This is a genomic window from Collinsella sp. D33t1_170424_A12 (assembly GCF_015554865.1).
Taxonomy (GTDB): domain Bacteria; phylum Actinomycetota; class Coriobacteriia; order Coriobacteriales; family Coriobacteriaceae; genus Collinsella.
The window spans coordinates 1-3487 of the sequence record NZ_JADNJJ010000200.1 but is presented as its reverse complement, the minus strand read 5'-3'; the positions used below and the strand labels follow the sequence as shown (position 1 = coordinate 3487).

General features: G+C 61.9%; 3 protein-coding genes and 1 tRNA gene. All 4 read right to left on the bottom strand.

Features of this window, described 5'->3' with window-relative positions:
- A partial coding sequence (locus I2E26_RS08300; RefSeq protein ID WP_229056523.1) for a hypothetical protein occupies positions 1–411 on the bottom strand: 411 nt, incomplete at its 3' end.
- 307 nt (positions 412–718) lie between these two features.
- Entirely contained in the window at positions 719–2413 is a 1695-nt protein-coding gene (locus I2E26_RS08295; RefSeq protein WP_195420355.1) for a phospho-sugar mutase, read from the bottom strand.
- A 311-nt stretch (positions 2414–2724) separates the two neighbouring features.
- Positions 2725–2800, bottom strand: a tRNA-Lys gene (locus I2E26_RS08290).
- A gap of 56 nt (positions 2801–2856) precedes the next feature.
- Positions 2857–3487, bottom strand: a 631-nt coding sequence (locus I2E26_RS08285; RefSeq protein ID WP_195420354.1) for an aminopeptidase, incomplete at its 5' end; no start/stop codon positions are given.

Here is a 3487-nt window from a genome sequence, read left to right as displayed (position 1 = left end):
AGGCCCATCAGCCTTCACGCGCGCTACCGGCGCGGCCCCGGGCACCACATACCCCTCAAGCGCATGGGCGAGGACGCCGGCGTTGTCCACCGATACGTCTGCGCTCACACGCTCCACCAACGCGCGGCCATCCCGGGCAGAGTTCGGAGATGCGGGGTCGTACGCCGGGTACGTTTCGTAGCCGTCGAGCGATACGCCGGAAAGCCCAGGCCAATTAAATTGAGCGTTATCGGGCAATGCGGCATCATCCGCGATGCGATACGCATCGTAGACAGCCGCATCGCCACCATGCGATGACGTGATGTATAGCGAGCCCGCGCCGGCGCGCGCGGGGGCGGGGGCGGCGATAAGCGCCGCGACGCCGATCACCGTTGCAGCGACAACGGCGACGATCTTTCTCAAGTGCTTCATAAGCCATCCCCTCACAGCTTAGAGCTCTCCAGATTCATTTGTCTTACGCATGACAGTATCAGATATAAGTAAACAGTTTCAATATCATTTGGTGAGGGGGAAGGGGATAGCGTCTGGGTTATGCGGAAAATAAACCGCAATAACCATTCGGTACCGATTTTTTACCGCTCAGGCCCGATCCTCCATCAAGCCTTAACAATTGGATAACAATACAGGGTCCACCAGTTCGGTGGACCCTGTATAGCAGTACGCGCTACAACACCGCGCCGTCGCCGCGAGCGCGCATGCAGGCAGCAGACGCGCTTCCTTACGACAGCAGCTCGCGCCCGGAGGCCTCGATCGCGTCGAGCAACGCATCGGCGGCAGCGGCGTCCTCGCCCTTGGCAAAGACATACAGCTTGATCTTGGGCTCGGTGCCAGAGGGGCGCACGATGGCCTTGTTGCCACCCTCGAGGTCGAACTCGATGACATCGGCCTTGGGCAGGCCGTTCACGCACGTGGCGTAGTCGACCACGGCCTCGACCTTCGAACCGGCGATCTCGGCAGGGGCGTTCTCGCGCAGGCCTGCCATGATGCCAGCCATCTTGGCAGCGCCGTCGGCACCGGGATAGCTCAGCGAGATGGTGCGGTTGTGGTAGAAGCCGTGCTTCTCGTACAGCTCGCGCATGGCCTGAACCAGGTTCTTGCCCTGCAGCTTGTAATACTGGGCCATCTGGCAGATGAGCAGCGACGCGTTGACGGCATCCTTGTCGCGCACATGGTCGCCGGACAGGTAGCCGTAGCTCTCCTCGAAGCCGAACATGTAGCGGTCCACCTCGCCGGCGTCGGACAGGCTCGTGATGATATCGCCGATATACTTGAAGCCCGTAAGGCAGCGGCGCAGCTCGAAGCCGTACTCATCGGCCAAAGCATCCACCATGGCGGAGGAAACGATGGTGGTCACGGCAACCTTGTTGGAGAGGTCCTCGCCGCGCTCGGCGCGCATCTTGCAGATGTAGTCGAGCAGCAGAACGCCCATCTCGTTGCCTGTGAGCAGCGTGTAGTCATCGCCGTCGGCGCAGGCCACACCCACGCGGTCGGCATCCGGGTCGGTAGCCAGCAGCAGGTCCGGGTGCACCTCATCGCACAGGTCGATGCCCTTCTGCATGGCCTCGCGGATCTCGGGGTTGGGATACGGGCAGGTGGGGAAGTCGCCATCGGGGTCGCGCTGCTCGGGAACCACGGTCACATCGGTCACGCCGGCGCGGGCGAGCACGGTGGTAACCGGGATGAGGCCGGTGCCGTTGAGCGGCGTGTAGACGAGCTTGAGCGGTGCGGCCGCGATCTGTTCGTCGGTAAGGTTGTTGACGGACTGCGCGAGGACCGCGTCGTAGTAAGCATCGAGCACCTCGTCGTCGATCCACTTGACCAGACCCTGCTCTACAGCGGCGTCGAAGTCCATGGTCTTCACGTCGGCGAACGGATCACATGCCTCCATAGCTGCGGAGATAGCGGCAGCAGCCTCGCTGGTGATCTGGCATCCATCCGGCCCGTACGCCTTATAGCCGTTATAGGGCGCGGGATTATGGCTGGCCGTCATGCAGATGCCGCCGGAGCACTCAAGATAGCGGGTTGCCCAGGACAGCGTGGGCACCGGAGAGATCTTGGGATACACATAGGAGGTCACGCCGTTGGCGGCCAGAATGGCGGCGGTGGTCTTTACAAAGAGCTCGCCCTTGTTGCGGCTATCGCGAGCGATGGCCACGGTAGGGTTCTCGAAGTTCTTGACCAGGTAGTCAGCGAAGCCCTGGGTAGCGCGGCCGACCGTGTAGATATTCATGCGGTTGGTGCCGGCGCCGATGGTGCCGCGCAGACCCGCGGTACCGAACGCGAGGTCCTGGAAGAACGCATCCGTGATCGCGTCCTCGTCGCCCGCATCCTTCATGGCGCGAAGCTCGGCAAGGAGTTCCTCGTCGGTTACGTGAGCGATCCAGGTATCAAGCAGTTCATGCACATCTACCATAGCTTTTGCCTTCCCTTCATTCCCCAAAGTCATATCGCCGCCGCAGGGGCGACAGCGGTTTTGCCGAATGCGCAAGCACCCATGCTTTTGATGATACGGCAACGCTTCCCATGAAGGGCCGGCGTCCTCGCAGGCGTTGTATTTGTTACGTTATCGGTAGGTTGTCGGCAGGTAAGGCCGCTGCGTAACCAGACGGCGCAGCCAGGGGGGCAGGCCACCTGCGCCCAAAACCGTATCGCGCCCCGCCCAATGAGCAGCACCATATAAAAACAAAAACGCGAGGACGAATGCGTCCTCGCGTTTTCATGCGATGGTGGGCCGTCAGGGGTTCGAACCCTGGGCCTTGGGATTAAAAGTCCCCTGCTCTGCCAGCTGAGCTAACGGCCCGCAGCAGGCATTGTACCACGGCCACGCGCAGCAAGGGTCCAGGAACGCGGCACTCCTTACTCCCAGCTCCACTGACCGTTCACGAACACCGGCTCCTCGTTGCCGTCGGCATCGATGCCCGTGATCGTAAGGTCATCGGTGCCGATCATGAAGTCCACGTGCGTTGCCGAGATATTCATGCCGGCTGCCCTCAGCTCATCGTTGGACATCTCGTACCCGCCCTCGTAGCACTCGCTGAAACCCGAGCCCAGCGCCAAGTGGCAGCTGGCGTTCTCATCGTAGAGCGTATCGAAGAACAGCAGACCGCTTTCGCGGATAGGGGTGTTCTTGGAAATGAGCGCCACCTCGCCCAGTCTGCGGCCCCCTTCGTCGGTATCGAGGATGCTCGCCAGCGTATCGCGGCCGATGGCGGCGTCGAAGTCGACGACCTTACCGTTCTCGAAACGCAGCCAGAAACGGTCGATCTTGTTACCGTGGCGGATGAGCGGCAGCGCCGAGTACACGATGCCGTCGGCGCGCTCGCAGTCGGGCGAGGTGAAGATCTCCTCGGTGGGGATGTTGGGGAAGAACGGATGCCCGTCGGGCGTCTCGCACTTACCGCCCGCCCACAGGTGCTTGCTTGTAAGGCCGATCGTGATGTCGGTGCCGTTGGAGGCCGTGTAGCGCAACGCGTCGAAGTGGCGCTCG